This is a genomic window from Streptomyces sp. CC224B (genome assembly GCF_030010595.1).
Classification (GTDB): domain Bacteria; phylum Actinomycetota; class Actinomycetes; order Streptomycetales; family Streptomycetaceae; genus Streptomyces; species Streptomyces longispororuber.
On sequence record NZ_JASCXL010000263.1, the window covers coordinates 1 to 526 of the forward strand.

General features: G+C 70.3%; 1 protein-coding gene. It reads right to left on the reverse strand.

Annotated features, from left to right (window positions below):
• Positions 1–526: FtsK/SpoIIIE domain-containing protein (locus tag QK440_RS41275; protein ID WP_282798401.1), on the reverse strand; the 526-nt coding region annotated here is incomplete at both ends.

Genomic DNA, 526 nt, shown 5'->3' on the forward strand with positions numbered 1-526 from the left:
CCCATCGGCAGGAAGAGCCCGTCGCCCTTGCCGATGAGCTTCTCGGCGCCGGGCTGGTCGAGGATGACGCGGCTGTCGGCGAGCGAGGAGGTGGCGAACGCGAGCCGCGAGGGGACGTTCGCCTTGATCAGACCGGTGACGACGTCCACCGACGGCCGCTGGGTCGCGAGCACCAGGTGGATGCCGGCCGCGCGCGCGAGCTGGGTGATGCGCACGATCGAGTCCTCGACGTCACGCGGCGCGACCATCATCAGGTCGGCCAGCTCGTCGACGATGGCCAGCAGGTACGGGTACGGGCTGAGCTCCCGCTCGCTGCCCGCCGGTGCCTTCACCGTTCCGGCGCGCACGGCCTGGTTGAAGTCGTCGATGTGCCGGAAGCCGTACGCCGCGAGGTCGTCGTAGCGCAGGTCCATCTCCCGGACGACCCACTGGAGCGCCTCGGCGGCCCGCTTGGGGTTGGTGATGATCGGCGTGATCAGGTGCGGGATGCCCTCGTACGCGGTGAGCTCGACGCGCTTGGGGTCGA